At 57.0% G+C, this 16,954-nt stretch carries 10 protein-coding genes; 3 read left to right on the top strand and 7 right to left on the bottom strand.

Going from position 1 to position 16,954, the window contains the following annotated elements; all coding sequences use genetic code 11:
* The first annotated feature begins 22 nt into the window (after positions 1–22).
* Entirely contained in the window at positions 23–1,051 is a 1,029-nt protein-coding gene (yhjD, locus tag OGW17_RS12675) for an inner membrane protein YhjD (RefSeq protein ID WP_012135646.1), read from the top strand.
* Between the two features lie 302 nt (positions 1,052–1,353).
* On the top strand, positions 1,354–2,676 hold the full coding sequence (locus OGW17_RS12670) for an MFS transporter (RefSeq protein WP_049011539.1): 1,323 nt from the start codon (positions 1,354–1,356) through the stop codon (positions 2,674–2,676).
* A 59-nt stretch (positions 2,677–2,735) separates the two neighbouring features.
* Here OGW17_RS12670 and OGW17_RS12665 read toward each other — a convergent pair whose 3' ends face one another.
* Positions 2,736–4,796, bottom strand: coding sequence for an AsmA family protein (locus OGW17_RS12665; RefSeq protein ID WP_071259274.1), 2,061 nt, complete (start codon positions 4,794–4,796; stop codon positions 2,736–2,738).
* 121 nt (positions 4,797–4,917) lie between these two features.
* Positions 4,918–5,685 carry a cyclic-guanylate-specific phosphodiesterase gene (pdeH, locus tag OGW17_RS12660; RefSeq protein WP_012135651.1) on the bottom strand — a complete coding sequence of 256 codons (768 nt, stop codon included), beginning with the start codon at positions 5,683–5,685 and terminating at the stop codon, positions 4,918–4,920.
* 232 nt (positions 5,686–5,917) lie between these two features.
* Here pdeH and kdgK point away from each other — a divergent pair, with 232 nt between their 5' ends.
* The gene (gene kdgK / locus OGW17_RS12655; protein ID WP_012135652.1) at positions 5,918–6,847 is read left to right on the top strand and encodes a 2-dehydro-3-deoxygluconokinase; all 930 of its coding nucleotides are present in this window, start codon (positions 5,918–5,920) and stop codon (positions 6,845–6,847) included.
* A gap of 85 nt (positions 6,848–6,932) precedes the next feature.
* On the opposite strand, the gene OGW17_RS12650 is transcribed toward kdgK, so the two are convergent.
* From OGW17_RS12650 to bcsZ, 5 genes are all read right to left on the bottom strand, one after another.
* Complete coding sequence (locus OGW17_RS12650) at positions 6,933–8,426, bottom strand: M16 family metallopeptidase (protein ID WP_047460417.1); 1,494 nt, start codon at positions 8,424–8,426, stop codon at positions 6,933–6,935.
* A 219-nt stretch (positions 8,427–8,645) separates the two neighbouring features.
* Positions 8,646–9,932: a C4-dicarboxylate transporter DctC gene (gene dctA / locus OGW17_RS12645; RefSeq protein WP_012135654.1), complete on the bottom strand. Its 1,287-nt coding sequence runs from the start codon at positions 9,930–9,932 to the stop codon at positions 8,646–8,648.
* A gap of 157 nt (positions 9,933–10,089) precedes the next feature.
* The gene (gene hmsP, locus OGW17_RS12640; protein WP_024131042.1) at positions 10,090–12,096 is read right to left on the bottom strand and encodes a biofilm formation regulator HmsP; all 2,007 of its coding nucleotides are present in this window, start codon (positions 12,094–12,096) and stop codon (positions 10,090–10,092) included.
* 180 nt (positions 12,097–12,276) lie between these two features.
* Positions 12,277–15,861 carry a cellulose synthase complex outer membrane protein BcsC gene (gene bcsC, locus OGW17_RS12635; RefSeq protein ID WP_071259272.1) on the bottom strand — a complete coding sequence of 1,195 codons (3,585 nt, stop codon included), beginning with the start codon at positions 15,859–15,861 and terminating at the stop codon, positions 12,277–12,279.
* Positions 15,843–16,952, bottom strand: coding sequence for a cellulose synthase complex periplasmic endoglucanase BcsZ (bcsZ, locus tag OGW17_RS12630; RefSeq protein ID WP_286452215.1), 1,110 nt, complete (start codon positions 16,950–16,952; stop codon positions 15,843–15,845). Before bcsZ ends, bcsC begins: the two co-directional genes overlap by 19 nt.
* Positions 16,953–16,954 lie beyond the last annotated feature (2 nt).

Genomic DNA, 16,954 nt, shown 5'->3' with positions numbered 1-16,954 from the left:
CAAAAGAAGGACTATCGACCTGATGACGCAGGAAAAAGACGTAAAACGCCCTATTCAGGAACTCGACCATGCGCCGGTGCCCAAAGTGGAGACGCACGATCGTGACGAACCAGAAACAAACAACAAGGCCACCCAGGCGCTCAAAACGGTCTCCACGACGGCAGCGAGAATCCAGCGTCAGCCGGTGATTGCCCACCTGATCCGCGCCGCAGAGCGTTTTAACGATCGGCTGGGCAACCAGTTTGGCGCCGCGATCACCTATTTCTCGTTTCTGTCGATGATCCCTGTCCTGATGGTGTCGTTTGCCGCCGCCGGTTTTATTCTCGCGTCGCATCCCACGCTATTAGAGGACATTTTCAATAAAATCCTGATGAACGTCAGCGACCCTACGCTGGCGTCCACGCTGAAAAGCACTATCAACACCGCCGTTCAGCAGCGAACCACCGTCGGCCTGGTGGGGCTGGGCATTGCGCTCTATTCCGGGATCAACTGGATGGGCAACCTGCGTGAAGCGATTCGCGCCCAGTCTCGGGACGTGTGGGAGCGCACCCCGCAGGATCAGGAAAAAATCTGGATAAAATACCTGCGCGATTTTGTCTCGCTGATTGGGCTGTTGGTTGCGCTGATTATCACGCTGTCCATTACCTCGATTGCCGGTTCTGCGCAGCAGATGATTATCTCCGCGCTGTATCTCGACAGCATTGAGTGGCTAAAACCCGCCTGGCGGTTGATTGGGCTGGCCATTTCGATTTTCGCCAACTACCTGCTGTTCTTCTGGATTTTCTGGCGGCTACCGCGCCACCGACCGCGCAAGAAGGCATTGATTCGCGGTACGTTTATCGCCGCGATCGGTTTTGAGGTGATCAAAATCATCATGACCTACACGCTGCCTTCCCTGGTGAAATCCCCGTCTGGCGCCGCATTCGGTTCCGTGCTTGGCCTGATGGCGTTCTTCTACTTCTTTGCCCGCCTGACGCTGTTTTGTGCGGCCTGGATAGCCACCGCCGAATACAAAGACGACCCGCGTATGCCAGGGAAAACCCACCGCTAGTTCATCATTTGATGCCGGATGGCGCGATGCTTATCCGGCCTACCGCCCGGCAGGTCGCTACGCCTTATACGGCACGCATTGCAGCATATAAATCCAGACCGTAACTTTTATTTAACCTAAAACCAGTTTTATCCTCTAAGTTTAAAATTGTGTGAAGCATTTCATAGACGTGAAATCACAGGTCTAAACATTATCCCCTTTTTGACCATTATTTGAGCGAAATCCCGCTTTGTTACAGATTGAAATGTCGCTTTTGCTGTGCGTAATATGGCCGTTCGTTCGCCAAAAAATAAGAAAATACTATGCAAGCAACCGCCACCACACTCGACAACGAACAGGAACACGTTCCGGTAAACTCGCGAAATAAAGTCGTCGTTGCCTCCCTCATCGGCACCGCCATTGAGTTCTTCGACTTCTACATTTACGCGACTGCCGCGGTAATCGTGTTCCCCCATATTTTCTTCCCGCAGGGCGATCCGGCAGCGGCAACGCTTCAGTCCCTCGCCACCTTCGCCATCGCCTTTGTCGCGCGTCCAATTGGCTCTGCGCTATTCGGCCACTTCGGCGACCGCGTCGGGCGTAAAGTGACGCTGGTGGCGTCATTGCTGACGATGGGGATCTCCACCGTCGTGATCGGCCTGCTGCCGGGCTATGCCACCATTGGCATTTTCGCCCCGCTGCTGCTGGCGCTGGCGCGCTTTGGCCAGGGTCTGGGTCTCGGCGGAGAATGGGGCGGCGCGGCGCTGCTGGCGACCGAAAACGCCCCGCCGCGCAAGCGCGCGCTGTACGGCTCTTTCCCGCAGCTTGGCGCGCCTATCGGCTTCTTTTTCGCCAACGGCACGTTCCTGCTCCTCTCCTGGCTGCTGACCGATGAGCAGTTCATGACCTGGGGCTGGCGTTTACCGTTCATTTTCTCTGCGGTGCTGGTCATTATCGGCCTGTACGTCCGCGTCTCGCTGCATGAAACACCGGTATTCGCTAAGGTCGCCGCGGCGAAAAAGCAGGTGAAAATCCCGCTGGGCACCCTGCTGACCCGGCACGTACGCGTAACGGTACTCGGGACATTCATCATGCTGGCGACCTATACGCTGTTCTACATCATGACGGTCTATTCCATGACGTACAGTACCGCAGCCGCTCCTGCGGGGCTCGGTTTACCGCGTAACGAGGTGTTGTGGATGTTGATGCTGGCGGTGATCGGCTTTGGCGTGATGGTGCCGGTTGCGGGCCTGCTGGCAGACGCTTTTGGTCGCCGCAAGAGCATGGTCATTATCACGACAATGATCATTCTGTTCGCGCTGTTTGCCTTTAAACCGTTGCTCGGTTCCGGTAATCCGGCATTGATATTCGTTTTCCTGCTGCTGGGGCTGAGTCTGATGGGGCTGACCTTCGGCCCGATGGGCGCGCTGTTGCCGGAGCTGTTCCCGACAGAAGTTCGCTACACCGGCGCGTCCTTCTCGTATAACGTGTCGTCAATTCTTGGCGCGTCCGTAGCGCCATATATTGCCGCATGGTTGCAGGGGAACTACGGTCTGGCGGCGGTCGGCACCTATCTGGCGTCAATGGCCGCCCTGACGCTGATTGCGCTGCTGTTGACCCACGAGACGCGCCACCAGTCGTTGTGATTTGACCGCCATCACCCGTAGGCCGGATAAGGTGTTTACACCGCTATCCGGCACTATCATCATTTCTTCATCTGCGACAAAATCATCCGACACTGATTCGCATCGCCTTCTGACGGGGAAATCAACGCCAGAAGCGCGGCGGCAGGCGTGACTAACGTCGCCAGCGCCGCAGCGACCGCGCCTCGCGCGATCAGCGGCCCGGCTTTCACCCCCGCCTGCGGGTTTTTAAACGACCCGCGCACATACAGCGGCGAACGCAGCGTAATAATACGAATCCCTTTGCTCTCTGGATCGATGGTTAAATCCAGTTGCTCAGAGGCGAAACTCGCGGTTCCGGTGACGTTAACCAGCGCATTTTCCGTATCAAAAGCAAAGATTTGCGGGCGCGCAACGCCATTAACGATGTCAAGATTAGCCGCCGCGCAGTTGACCCGTACCTCATCGTCGCCAAATATCTGCCCGACAATAAAGTTGCCCACGTTCAGGCCGACAATCTCCATCAGGTTGCGGCTGATCACGCCATCGTTCATCAGCAGCTTCAGGTTGCCATTACTGTTACCTAACAACGCCGCCACTGAATTGCCGCTTCCCCGGATATCCGCGTCACCGTTCATTTCGCCCAATGTTTTCTGCATCAGTTCGACATCCGGCATCAGCGCTTTCAGTTTAAGACGACGCGCCTGGATATTCGCCCTTCCCTGCATTGGCTTTTTATCCCCTTCCAGATGAATGCTGGAGACAATGCTGCCGCCTGCCAGGCCAAACTTCAGCGGCTGCAAACGTAAATCGGCATTTTTCAGGATGATATGGGTAGAGAGATCGCTGACCGGCAGGCTGCTGCCGTGCTCAATGCGCCCGCCCTTAAAGCGCACGTCGGCATCCATCACGTCCCATTTATCGGTTTCAAAGCGGTCATAAGGCAGCACTTTGTCGGCAGGCTGGATGCTCTTTTCGCCCTTGCTTTGCTCGGCGCGTTTCGACTGCTGCGCCCCCTTCCCGGAATCCACGCCGATCAGCGGCCCCAGGTCAGCCAGGCGAAGCTGGCGCGACTCCACATCCCCTTCCAGTTTGGGGCGCGGCTTGCCGGTAGTGTAAGCAAGAGAGCCGTGAATATCGCTGTCGCCGATGCGGCCATTAAAATTGCGGTAGTCAAAAACCGAGGATGTCTCCGTATCGATTTTCGCCACCAGGCGACCGTCCGTTTCAAACGGCGGCGTGTCCGGCAGCAGTACGCCGGTCAGGTCGTACAATTCGCCCAGCGAGTCGCCGGAAAACTTAAGCTGGAGATCGACGCCGCCCATGTTCAGCGGATCGTTGACCACCCCGGCAAAGGCCACGCGAGTATTGCCCGAGCGGAAATCAGCCTGCACCGGGAAAGGCGCGCCTTCGCTGCGTAACGCCAGCATACCGCCAATTTTGCCCGTGCCGGTCAGCGGTTCCCCGTTATAACGCCCCTGCGCCTTAAGGCCGAAAACATAATCCCCCACGTTGTTGTTGTCGTTGTTGCTTTTGGCTCCCGTGACTTCGCTAAAAGGCAGTGGTTTACCCAGCGGATCAACCAGGATCTCGATATCGGCTTTGCTGACCTTATCATCAATGGCGATACGCCCCTGATCGAACAAAATCGTATCCAGACGGAACGACCAGGCGGACGGCTGCGCATTGGGATCGTTTTTCTCGTCCGTCGCAAGAGTGAAGGTCCAGTTATTGTTTTTCTCCGAGAGGCGGATAAGGCGGGCGTCAGGCTTCACCAGTTTGATCCACGGCAGCCAGACGGTTTTGGTCAGCAACGCCAGCGGCGCCAGCGTGGCTTCAACGAGCGGGAGATGCACCATCGTGACTTCGGGGATATCCGGCGGATTGCCGAGGATAATGTCTTCGGCATGAACGTGCGGCCAGGGCACCCAGCTTCGCCAGCCGGTTTCCTGTTTTTGACGTTCCCACACCACGCCCAGATCGCCGCGAATGGCGAATGGCCGGTTGAGTTCTGTAGAGACTTTCTGGTTGATGGTCGGTTTGAGGCGATTCCAGTCAAATGTCGCAATCAGGACGATGAGTACGACGATCAACAGCAACAAAGTCCCTGATATGGCAGCGGTTATTTTGCCTGCTTTCGTCATGTTTTACTTCCTCACTTCTTTCCTTGCCAGTCCTAAAGATAGTCCAGCAGACGGAAAAGGGAGGCAGACTGCGTCCTGGAATACTGCGTGAAAGACGCGCCATTCCGGGAAACAGCGGGTATTACAACATCAGGATCACCTGTTCAAGGTTCTCCAGCGGAACAGGACGCGACAGAAAATACCCCTGCGCCGCGAAAGCGGGCGAACGTTGTACATCGCGCCATTCTTCCAGCGTTTCCACGCCTTCGACGATAACACCGCGACAATAGCGGTTCATCAGTTGCAGCAGCAGCGTAAAGAGGTTTCGCCCTTCCGGCGTCTGGCGCAGCATCACAAACAGATCCCGCGCCACTTTGATGTAGTCGTAACGCACTTCGCTCAGGGCAGAGAAATTCGCCATGCCGGTGCCGAAATCATCCAGCCAGAGCGGGCCGAATTCACACATTGAGGCGAACGAAGAGTCTTTCGGTAAACGAATATGTTCCACCAGTTCGAATCGCAGCCAGGGCAGGCGCTCAATCGTTTTCAATACCTCTGGCTGCTGACGCATCGCGATCAGCGTCGGGCCATCGACATTGACCGAGGCCAGCAGGTCATGACGCATGAAAAAATCGGCTTTCTGCTCCAGAAACTGGAGCTGTTCTTTCACCACATCCACGCGGTGTCTTACCGCCAGCTCGGCAAAATAGCGATCCGGGGCAACGCGCCGGGAAGGGTTATCCGGGTGTACCACAACCGTCAGCAGTTCCACGGCCATCAATCGCCCGTTGGTCTGGTAGATTGGCTGATAAGTGTAAGCACGTTCGCACTGCAACCAAAAGCGCCGCTCCTGCAAGCTTTCAATGCTTGCCTCAGGAATGCTTAGCTGCTGGATAACCTGCTTTATCATCTCAGATGTCCTGTTAATGAGAGTGTGACTGCCCGGACTCGTCAAAGGTTATCGGCGCTCTGGCAAAGAACTTTATGTTCAGCGTCCCGCAAAATAGAAACAGCATGACAAAAATCAACACAGAATACGCGTTGGCTCAAAAAAATAATGGAACGATGTTTTAATATAGTTGACCGCTGAATACACCACAGCGCACACTAACGCTAATTTTTTTCAGAGCAGGTTCACGACTATGTCCAAAAAGATTGCCGTGATTGGCGAATGCATGATTGAGCTGTCACAGAAAGGCGCAGACGTTCAGCGCGGTTTCGGTGGCGACACGTTGAATACATCCGTTTACATCGCCCGTCAGGTCGATTCTGCGGCCTTGTCCGTACACTACGTGACGGCGCTGGGCACTGACAGCTTCAGCCAGCAAATGCTGGATTCATGGCAAGGTGAAAATGTCGATACCTCCCTCACGCAGCGCATGGAAAACCGTCTACCGGGCCTCTATTACATCGAGACGGACAGCACTGGCGAACGCACTTTCTATTACTGGCGCAACGAGGCGGCAGCGAAATTCTGGCTGGAGAGCGAGCAGTCTGCGGCAATCTGCGAAGAGCTGGCGACCTTCGACTACCTCTACCTGAGCGGGATCAGCCTTGCCATTTTAAGCCCGTCCAGCCGCGATAAATTACTGTCGCTGCTGCGCGAATGCCGCGCCAACGGCGGGAAAGTCATTTTTGACAACAACTATCGCCCGCGCCTGTGGGCAAGCAAAGAAGAGACGCAGCAGGTATATCAGCAGATGCTGGAATGCACGGATATCGCGTTCCTGACGCTGGATGATGAAGACGCGTTGTGGGGTGAAAAGCCGGTTGCCGAGGTCATTGCCCGCACGCACGACGCAGGCGTCCAGGAAGTGGTGGTGAAACGCGGCGCAGATTCCTGCCTGGTTTCCATCAAAGGCGAAGAGGTGATTGACGTTCCGGCGGTGAAATTGCCAAAAGAGAAAGTGATCGACACCACCGCAGCGGGCGACTCCTTTAGCGCCGGGTATCTGGCAATACGTTTAACCGGCGGCGACGCTGCCGGGGCCGCACAGCGCGGGCACCTGACCGCCAGCACGGTCATTCAGCATCGCGGGGCGATTATCCCGCGCGATGCAATGCCGCAATAACCGCACGGTAGGCCGGATAAGCGTAGCGCCATCAGGCATGACATTCTCGCCGGATGGCGGCGTGACCGCCTTATCCGGCCTACTGCTACTGCGCAGCCGGGATATCCGTGACTTCCGGGTGGACATCATCGGTTTCTGCGCTTGTTGCTGCTGCTGTCACTGGCGCCATGATTTGATCCCACGTTGCCTGTAGGTCCTTCATATTCAGCTCCGGTTCGCCCTTCGGCTGAAGCAGAATCAACGCCATATCTTGCGATAGCTGCTGACGCAGGTTTTGATTCAACATCTCAACGGTCAGGTTATTCAGGAAGTTCTGCCGTAAACGCTGGTACTGTTCCGGGGCAATATCGACCACCTGATTTTGCAACGAGCGCATCCGTTGGCTGATCAAGATATCGGTATCGGTACGCGCATAAGTGGCGAACAGCTTCTGCAACTCCAGATTCTTCTGCGCCACCAGCGCGTTAAACTCCTCTTCCGGCAAGCCGTTATCACGGACTTTCGCCAGTTCACGCGCCACCAGCCCCAGGTTCAGATTCAGCTTATCGCCGGGAGATTCAACGTTGATCGCGCACTGCGCACGCAGGAACAGCACCCGGCAGTCAAAACCGAGACCAATCTCTTTGGCGTTGTTCTTGCTGAGCGCCTGCTGAACATGCCAGAACAGGGCCTCACGGGCTAAATCCGCCTGCCAGTAGCGCAGCAGCGCGGCGGACTCGCGAATGGGCTGCCACGGCGTATCCCACATGATGGAGAGACGATCCTGGCGCACGGCGTCAGTCATAATGCTGACCGCTTCGGCGCGCAGAGGGGAAAGCGTCGGCACCGGCGCAGGCGTTTCACGTTTGCCTTGCAACTCGCCGAAGGTTTTGTTGATCTGCTCAGAAACCGAACGCGCGTCCACGTTACCGACGATAATCAGCGTCATCGCGTCCGGGGTGTACCATTTCTGGTAAAACGCGTTAAGTTTCTCTACATCCACAGGCTGTTTCAGCGGCTCGGCCGGATCGTGGCCTAACAGCGCAGACCCTTTCAGACGATAGCGCCACCAGCCCTCTTTGGTGTCCATAGGCCAGGTGGCAACCATATCTTCACTATTGACTGCATGCGCAACTGTCTCTGGCGTGATGGACAGTTTGCCGGAGGTATGCGCCAGATAAGAGAGCGCCTCTTTTAGCAGATCGTTACGGGTGTTGGGCAGGCTGAGGTTATATAACGTGGAATCATAAGAAACGATAACGGGCGGCACAGGGCGTTTGGGGTCAAAGCCCTGCTGCCAGAGTGAACGTGCTTGCGCGGCGTCAAGGCCGCCGCTTTGCGTCAGCGCGATACGGGGAATGGCATGGCTGAAACCGCTCTGTTGCGTACTTTCGGTGAGCGAACCGGTATTGACCAGCAGACGAACCTCAATACGATCGCTTGGGCGCTGCGGGGTAGCTAATACTTGCCACTGTAATCCATTTGCCAGCGTCCCCTGTTGCCATGCCGGGTCAGGCTGGAGCGCATCTGCCTGCACATAGCCGACAGTAGCCATCATCAGCAGACTGCCCGCTAAGAGTCGAATTTTTGTGCCCTGCATGTAAACCCCTGATCAACAATCCTGGTAATAAAAAGACAGCCTGGAAGGCTTATCTGAATATGACGTTAAAAACACTTCGTGTTAGACCGCGCGAACATAAAAATGTCACGCCAGAAGTGAAAAAATCCCGAAGCCACATGTTGAGTGATTCGGGTGCAGGGGTCAATTATGCGCAAACACCCGCAGTCCTGGAAGGGACTGCGGGCATAAGAGGTGAGATTAAGAGGATAATTCGTGCGTTTTGCCATCAGGCGCACGATTATTCAGCACATCATCCAGCTTTTTGTGGTCCAGTTCTTTCACCCACTTCGCCACAACGACCGTTGCCACGCCGTTACCGACCAGGTTGGTCAGCGCGCGGGCTTCAGACATAAAGCGGTCGATACCGAGGATCAGCGCCAGACCCGCAACCGGTAAGTGGCCCACCGCAGAGATCGTCGCAGCCAGCACGATAAATCCGCTCCCCGTTACCCCGGCCGCCCCTTTCGAGGAGAGCAGCAGCACCACCAGCAGAGTTACCTGATGGAAGATATCCATATGACTGTTGGTCGCCTGGGCGATAAACACCGCCGCCATCGTCAGATAGATCGAGGTTCCGTCCAGGTTAAACGAGTAGCCTGTGGGAATAACCAGCCCCACCACCGACTTACGGCAGCCCAGCTTTTCCATCTTATCCAGCATACGCGGCAGCACGGATTCGGAGGAGGATGTCCCCAGCACAATCAGCAGTTCTTCACGGATGTAGCGGATAAATTTAAAAATGCTGAAGCCAGCTGCGCGGGCAATCGAGCCAAGCACCACCACCACGAACAGAATACAGGTGATGTAGAAGCAGACAATCAGCTGCCCCAACTGCACCAGCGTACCCACGCCGTATTTACCGATAGTAAAGGCCATCGCACCGAAAGCACCGATAGGCGCCAGGCGCATGATCATGTTGATGATGCCGAAAATGACCTGCGAGAAGCTTTCAATCACGTTGAAAATCAGCTGGCCTTTGCTGCCCAGACGATGCAGCGCAAAGCCGAACATCACCGCAAACAGCAGAACCTGTAGGATATTACCGCTGGCGAACGCGCCGATGACGCTGCCCGGGATGATATCCATCAGGAAGCCCACGATTCCCTGGTCTTTTGCTTGTTCGGCGTAGATCGCCACCGCTTTAGCATCCAGCGTCGCCGGATCGACGTTCATCCCGGAGCCAGGCTGAACGACGTTGACGATAATGAGACCAATGATCAGCGCAATCGTACTGACAATCTCAAAGTAAAGCAGCGCAACCGCACCGGTGCGGCCCACCGCTTTCATGCTTTCCATACCTGCAATGCCGGTAACGACAGTACAGAAGATAACCGGTGCGATGACCATCTTAATCAGCTTAACGAACGCGTCGCCAAGCGGTTTCATTTGTGCGCCTAATTCAGGGTAGTAATGGCCAAGGAGGATACCAATGGCAATTGCTGTCAGGACCTGAAAGTAAAGGCTTTTGAACAGAGAGGTTTTCATAGGGTGTCCTTGAAGTAAAAACCACAGGTCTTGTAAGGTTATGGTTAACCTGCGGCCTTAAAATAACACCCACACAACATGACAGAAATGCACCTGGATCATAATTGAAACAAAAACGTTAAAAACTTTGAGCTGGCTCGCACAAGTCTGACCTTTTTTAAGTTTTGTAATCAGGCTGCGCGTTCTTCAGGTAACGTTCTTCAAACACATCCGGCGGAACCGCGCGGGCAAACAAGAAACCTTGCGCCACGTCCACCCCTGCCTGCGCCAGCCAGTCGCGCTGCGCTTCGGTCTCCACGCCTTCCGCGATCATTTTCAGGTTAAGGCTGCGCGCCATCAGGATAATCGCCGTGACCATGCTGTCATCCTCCGGCAATCCCTCAACAAACATTTTGTCGATTTTTAGTATATCGACCGGCAGCGATTTCATATGCTGAAGCTGACGCAACCCTGCGTATCCCATACCAAAGTCATCCAGCGCGATGCGTACGCCCGCGCTGCGCAGCGGGCGCAGGATGGCGACGGCGGCATGCGGGTCGTCGATACGTCGGCTTTCCGTCACTTCCAGAATCAATGTATCCGGCTGAATACGATAGCGGCTTAGCAGCTCCAGCAGATCCGACACCATATTCGGGTGCATGAGCTGCAATGCGGAAAGATTCACCGAGAGCGGCATCATCACGCCACGCTCCTGCCAGGCGGAAAGCTGGCGACAGGACTCTTCCAGCACCCAGTACCCGACCGTCACCATCAGACCGCAGGATTCGATACGGTCAATTAACCCTTCCGGGAGTTCCCAACTGCCATCCGGCTGCTGCACGCGTAATAATGCTTCTGCGCTCAGGACCTTACCGCTGGACATCTCCACCTGCGGTTGCAGCCAGATAGCGAACTGGTGGTTATCCAGCGCGTTGAGAATATCGCTCTCTTCCGTCAATCTCTGCTGCGCGGCTTCCATCTGCGCCGGGTCAAAGAACTGAATCTGATTTTTACCTTTGCGGCGGGCGGTAAAGGCGGCGGAGACGGCGCGACCATAAAGCGCCTCGGCCGTCAGGTCGCCGTAAAACATCGCCACCCCGATGCTGCAACTGGGGCGCAGCTGGATGCTTTCGATCGGCAGCCGTTCATTAATGACAGTGAGCACTTGCTGACCTAACGTAATCGCGTGCCACGGTTCTTTTACGCCGTGCGCGATGATGGCGAAATCAAAGCCGCTTACCTGCGTCAGCACCATTCGCGGCGCCAGCACCGATTTCAGTTTTTCCACCAGCGTAAGCAACAGGATTTCCCGCTGCGTCTCTTTGAGCACGCCTGCGGTATCGCGCAGCGTTTCACAGGTGACAATCATTAACGCCGTCGTCTGCTGACGCGTCACAACCTGTTCCAGAAGCCCCATCAGGAAAGCCTTGTTGGGAAGCTCGGAAACCGGAAAGCGCATCGCATGATCGTTTTGCTCAATGCTGTGACGCTGGGCAATCTGCTGATTCAGGTTGTAGCTACGCACCAGCATACCAATCTCATCGTCATGATGCAGACGCGGCAGCGCCAGCTGATGGCCTGTCAGCTCCTGCGGCGGGATATCGTTAAGCTCCCGGGCGATTTTGCGTAGAGGATGCACAATCAGGCGGTTCATACACCAGGTTATCGCCACCGTCAGCATCAGCGATAAAAGTAAGTAAATGGTCACTAACGTCGAGAGCGTGCTCATCACGAACTTATACATGCGGAACGAGTCCGCCTGGAGCACCAGATACGCCAGCGGCTGTGGGTTGGCTGGCCGTTCAAGGGAATAGACCGGCAGCGAGATCTGCACCGGCAGTTCAAACAGACGCGTCACCGTCACCGGGACGGAGCGCTCAGGAATAAAACTCATTCGTAGCGCCTGGAATTGGTTCGGCAGCACCACGTCGGCGCGGCTGACCACGCCCGCAGGCTGAATGCGCGCCAGGATGGTTTCCGCTTCAGGGATATCCGCTTTCAGGATTGCGGCAGACAGCGGTTCGCGGACAGAACGGGCGATACTTTCCAGTTGCGTAGCCGTGTTATAGCGGTTCTGCTGTACTAAATGAAACAGCAAAACGGTGCAAAAAATAAATACAAACACCAGGACAACGGCCGCAACCATTGCCATCTGCTTAATTGTTAACGAGCGGCTGACGCGCAAATTGACTCTCCATGACTATCCCCAGGCTGCCGCCAGAGTATACCCGATCGCGCAGACATAAAGAGAGGCCGTATCTGAAAAGGACTTTTCCGAATCATCAGTGCCGGATGGCGGCGTGGCCGCAAGCGCGCGTTGTAGGCCTGATAAGACGCGAATGCGTCGCCATCAGGCGTTCGGCGCTTACCAGTCCGCGTACGGCACCAGCGGCTGAGGCGGTAAATCCATATCGCCCTGCCATCCCGCAGCGGAATAACGCACATACAGCAGGAAATGGCTCGGCGTATAATCCTTCGCTTCCTGAATATCAATTGCCGTTCCGAGGAACCAGTTAGACGTCACCCGTCGCTCGATCAGCGCCCGCGCCGTATAACCAAAGCCCTGACTGCTGCCGCCGCCATTCGTCTGCGTGGCCGCCTCTTCGCGGTAATCCGTCGGGATCAGATTCATCAGCGGATAACGCGGCATGGTTTTGGTGCGTGAATGCGACCAGGATACCGAACCGCCCAGCTCCCACGACCAGTTTTCCGTACGCTGCCGCCACATCACCGGCACGGCGAACGACACATACTCCTGCGGACTGTAATAACCGCCATGCCCCAGCGAATACCCGCTCAGGTCTTTGTCGTAGTGCCAGATCATATTGTTCAGGCCGACGGTGACGCGACGGTTATTCTCATTGATGATTTTATAGTAATAGCCCGTCATCCAGCGCACGCGCCAGTTATCCGCGACGTTCTTACCGGTCAGTTGATCGCCGCCCAGCGAAGCCCAGACGCCGTTGGCTTCACCTTTGTCATAGCTCAGGCTCACACCGCCGCCGTCCGCACGCACGCCGCCCCATTTTGTGCCCGTGTTGCTCGGCGCGTCTTTCTGCCCGCCGAAGGCCAGCAGAGAGCTGGAGATTGGCCGACGGTGCGCGTTCAGCGTATAGCCCAGCGGCCCGATATCATTGCTGTAGCTCACGCCGCCAACCACATCGACAACGTTAAAGCCCATCGGCGTGGTCCCGATATCCCAGCTCCAGGTCTCGTTTTTCCAGCCGACCGCCACGCTCGTGCCGGTATCAGACTGGCTGCGGTTGCCGCTACAGTCATGCAGCGTACAGGTGCCCCAGTTCTTATCCCAGGTGCCGTCCGCATGGGTCGAGAAACTGCCGACATCCACGTTCACCAGGTCAGCACGGAAGAACATCCGGCCATCTGACAACGGCGCGTCAACCTGGAACATGGTGGTATGCGCTTTCAGATCGGAGTAGCCGCCGGTGCCGCTCGATCCCCAGTAATCATGCTCCAGCGTGACGTTCAGATCCTGCTGTCGGTATAAATCCGCCGCATCGCTGCGCACGCCGCGTTTTAACCAGTCATCTTTCGCGTCATTACGGGTCAGGCGAGTAAAGGTGTCATTATCCTGCGGGCGGGTCGGCGTAATGCCGGAAGCCACCATCGCGTCTTTGTACGTCTCAAGCGCCTGCTGCGGTTCGCCGTTTTGCGCCTGAAAGCCCGCCGCGTCGCGCAGCACCATCGCAGTTTCCATAGAAGGCGGCTGTGACTTCGCTTGCGGCACAATCGTGTTGAAGGTCTGCTGCGCCGCGACGGTATCGCCCAGTTGCGCCTGGGCCCGCGCCATACGGCGCTGCATATTGATGGACAGCGGCTCCCCGGTCGCCGGGGCGGGAAGTTTCGCCAGTTCCGCCCGCGCCGCCGCGTTATCGCCCTGCGCAATATAGACTTCCGTCAGGCCAAGTCGGGCATCGACATTACCCGGCTCCCGCGCCAGAACCGCATCATAGGCGGCGCGCGCCGAAGAATAATCGCGCCGCTGCTGCGCCCAGTCGGCAAGGGTTAAATCAATGCGCGTAGAGGCGGGCTGTTGGCGAAGCAGCGTTTCCGCTTCCCGCTCTTTGCCGCTATCACGCAGGCGGCTGGCGGTTTCCAGCACCTGATTATTTTGCAGCCTGTCCGCCAGTTCCTGAATGTTACTGTTCCACTGGCTACGCGGCAGATTATTGATATGCGCCATCGCCGCGCGATCCTGATCGTTGCCCGCGAGGTACAGCCCATAGGCATACACCTGATCCGGGTCGTTCGGTTTCTGACGCGCCAGCGCGCGCATGTGCGCATCGGCCTGGCTGCGCTGCCCGGCGTTCCACAGATCGCGGGACAAACGATACGTTACCCAGACGCTGCCGGGGTCCAGCGCCAGCCTGCGACGATGCAGCTCCGCCGCCTGCGCCCAGTTCCCCTGGTTTTCCAGCGCTTCGGCCTGCTGCGCCAGCCGGTCGTTTTCAAGGCTACGTTCAATATCATCAATACTTTGCCGCTGACGACTGGAGAGCGACGCGATAAACGCCGAGGCTTTCTCCGGGGACTGCTGACGATAGATATTCGCCAGGCCGCGCACGGCGTTGCTGTTGCCGCTGTCCATTCGCAGCGTCTGCTGATAGTAGCGCTCGGCGGCGGGATAATCTTTACGCGCCATCGCCACGTCGCCCAGCCCCAGCACGGCATAGCTGTCGGTATTGTCGATGCTCCTGGCCTGCCGGTAGAGGCGTTCCGCCTGGTCCGGGTTATTCGCTTTCAGCGCGGCGTCACCCTGCTGAATCGCCAGCCAGTAGCGGTTTACCTTCAGCAGGCTTTCCCATTTGCCGCGACTGCTGCTGTTCGGGTCCATCGCAAGCGCTTTCTGGAACTGCGCCACCGCGCGGGCACGATCGCCGCGCTGCGAATAGGCCTGCCCCAGCGCGCCGACGGCTTCGCTGTCGCGGTGATCCGCGCTTACCGCCTGCTGCAATTCCGTTACGGCTTTGCCGCCCTGTCCGGCCTCCACCGCCGCCAGGCCTTGCGCTCTGGCTCTGAACGCCGGGTCGGAAAGCTGTTGCTGCTGTTCACTCAACTTGCTGCGCGCAGCATTGACGCTGTCGCCTTCGCTAAACACCGTCAGGTATTTTTGCAGCGCTTTTACGCTGGCGTCGCTGGCAGGCAGATCTTTAATCTGCTGATACCAGAGAGCGGAAGCCGTCGTGCGCCCGGCGCTGGAATTCGCCATCTGCTCTAATACGGCAAATCCCTCATCGCGTCGCCCGCCGTCAAACAGCAACTGCGCCAGCGTGTTTTGCAGGGCGGTATTGCCCGGCGTACTGGCGTTAATTCTTTTAAGCTGATTAATCGCCTCGTTACGTCTCGCGGGAGATTTTGCCACCGTCGTCCAGTATTCCACCGCCAGATCGCCTTGCGGCGGATGACCTTTAAACAGCGCGTCGTAAGCGGCAATCGCTTCTTCGGTATGACCGGTGGTCGCCTGTAAACGCGCCTCCTGCAAGGACTGGCGCCCTTCCGGCGTGGAAAGCATCATCGTTGTGCGGGAGGACTGATACGCGCTGGAACTCGGCGCTAACTGGGAAAGTCTGTCGAGCTGTTTCTGCGCCCCGTCATTGTCGCCCTGGCGCAGCAGGTAGCGAAACCGGGCGGCGACCACTTCCGGGTTGTTCGGGTCGATCAGTTCCAGGCGATAAAGCGACTGGCGCACCAAATCCTCACGGTGCGAGGCTTCGCCTAACCGAACCTGTTGCAGCAACTGCTGTTGCGCGGAAGGCGCCGCCTCGGCGAACGGCATCCAGGCGATGCCGAGCGTCAGGCCGAGCACGGCCCGATGGCGACGCTTTAGCGTCTTATCCGGCCTACAATCAGCGGCATCCCGTAGGCCGGATAAGGCGTTACCGCCACCCGGCAAAATGAGATGGATGAGACTTAATTTGAACTTGCGCATTCCTGGCCCCAGTCAGGTAGTAATTCACCTTTAGCGGTGAAGCGAAAACGATGCTGATCCCATCCTTGTCCGAAAAGCGTTAGCACATAGCTATAGTAGGCATCGCTACCGGGAAAATTGTCCGCCACGCGCTGTCGCTGCACCGCCTGAGCATCACGGTTTTGCAGGAAAGGCAATAAAGAAGCCGAAAAGCCCACCGGCCCGTCGCCCTGGGCTTTACCACTGGCGACATCCACCTTCTCTGGCGGAACGCCGTTTTTTGTCGTCAGCGTCGCCATCGGTTTCAGGCGCGTCAGCAGCCGCGCTTTTTGCGGATCGCCGTCGTGCATCATCCCCGCCCATAAATAAACGCGGATGGCATCGTAACTGCTGACCAGCGTTTTTTCCGGTTTCAGCTGCCAGCCTTTGTCTTTTTCATAGCGCCCCCAGTCCGGCGAGAACCCTTTCGGGGCGGTTTCCATCAGCAAACGCATATTGGTTTCACGCAGCGTGGTCCAGGGCGCGCCAAAGCGGGTAAAATATTGCGCCAGCTGCGGGGGTAAATAGCTCGGGTTAAAGCGCCAGCGCGTCTTTTCCGCAAAACCCACGTTCCCCGGCAGCAGCATTGACCCCAGCCCCGGCACCGTTACCACCTCTTCACGCGCAATGCGTTTTAGCAGCGCGGCGCCAGTGTCGGTATAGCGCGACGTTTTCCATAAGCGCCCGGCTTCCAGCAGCGACCAGGCCATCCAGATATCGCCGTCGGAAGCGGAGTTTGCATCCAGCACTTCCCAGGTCGAGGGGTCTTTCTGCCCCCACAGCCAGGCGGGCAGATGCGCCTGTAAGGAGCCCTGCGCCAGGTTGTTTTGCGTCCAGTCGAGGATCAGGTCAAATGCCGGACGATCGTTGGCGGCAAGGGCAAAGAACAGCGCATAGCTTTGCCCTTCCGACGTCGTGATTTTGCGCGCGTCGCTGGGGTCAATCACCCGTCCTTCCTGACTGATATAGTCCTTTTTGAACTGTATCCATGCCGGCCACGTACAGGCCGCCTGCACGCTGACGGTCGCCAGCATCAGGGCAGTTAACATCCATCCACGCAGCGCGTTCATCATCG

It is taken from the genome of Citrobacter sp. CK181 (assembly GCF_030333595.1).
Taxonomy (GTDB): Bacteria; Pseudomonadota; Gammaproteobacteria; order Enterobacterales; family Enterobacteriaceae; genus Citrobacter_B; species Citrobacter_B koseri.
Note: the sequence above shows the minus strand (reverse complement) of the source record. Positions and strands in the feature narration are given on the sequence as shown.

Coding starts and splice junctions, on each gene's coding strand:
- bcsZ (WP_286452215.1), bottom strand. CDS start 16,952: ATGATGAACGCGCTGCGTGGATGGATGTTAACTGCCCTGATGCTGGCG.
- yhjD (WP_012135646.1), top strand. CDS start 23: ATGACGCAGGAAAAAGACGTAAAACGCCCTATTCAGGAACTCGACCAT.
- kdgK (WP_012135652.1), top strand. CDS start 5,918: ATGTCCAAAAAGATTGCCGTGATTGGCGAATGCATGATTGAGCTGTCA.
- OGW17_RS12670 (WP_049011539.1), top strand. CDS start 1,354: ATGCAAGCAACCGCCACCACACTCGACAACGAACAGGAACACGTTCCG.
- pdeH (WP_012135651.1), bottom strand. CDS start 5,685: ATGATAAAGCAGGTTATCCAGCAGCTAAGCATTCCTGAGGCAAGCATT.
- dctA (WP_012135654.1), bottom strand. CDS start 9,932: ATGAAAACCTCTCTGTTCAAAAGCCTTTACTTTCAGGTCCTGACAGCA.
- OGW17_RS12650 (WP_047460417.1), bottom strand. CDS start 8,426: ATGCAGGGCACAAAAATTCGACTCTTAGCGGGCAGTCTGCTGATGATG.
- OGW17_RS12665 (WP_071259274.1), bottom strand. CDS start 4,796: ATGACGAAAGCAGGCAAAATAACCGCTGCCATATCAGGGACTTTGTTG.
- bcsC (WP_071259272.1), bottom strand. CDS start 15,861: ATGCGCAAGTTCAAATTAAGTCTCATCCATCTCATTTTGCCGGGTGGC.